Source organism: Rhodohalobacter sulfatireducens, assembly GCF_022012475.1.
Taxonomy (GTDB): domain Bacteria; phylum Bacteroidota; class Rhodothermia; order Balneolales; family Balneolaceae; genus Rhodohalobacter; species Rhodohalobacter sulfatireducens.
In genome coordinates this window covers 1-326 of sequence record NZ_JAKLWS010000135.1, presented here as the reverse complement: position 1 = coordinate 326, position 326 = coordinate 1, and the positions used below count along the sequence as shown (strand labels likewise).

Annotated in this window: 1 tRNA gene; it reads left to right on the top strand. The window is 54.3% G+C overall.

Annotation, left to right across the window (positions count from 1 at the left end):
• Positions 1-20: 20 nt before the first annotated feature.
• A tRNA-Ala gene (locus L6773_RS21380) sits at positions 21-94 on the top strand.
• Positions 95-326 lie beyond the last annotated feature (232 nt).

Sequence of the window (326 nt, the reverse complement as noted above, 5' to 3'; positions counted from 1 at the left end):
GACGAAGCCTTGGCGTAGTTGGGGCTATAGCTCAGCTGGCTAGAGCACCTGCTTTGCAAGCAGGGGGTCCGGGGTTCGAATCCCCGTAGCTCCACAGAGCGTAGGGATGAGAAGCCTGTCCCGGGTGGCCGGGAAATCCCCGTAGCTCCACGAGTGTTGACAAGTGGGTGGTGGCCGATCGCATTCCGGTCGTTCGGCACCCCAAATTCCAGATTCCAATCACCATCAGATGTGGTCATTGGAATGTGAAATTTGATTGTTTCCCGCCGTTGGCGGGGACTGTTCTTTGATATATTGGTAGTAAATGCTGTGTACGTGTGTGTTTA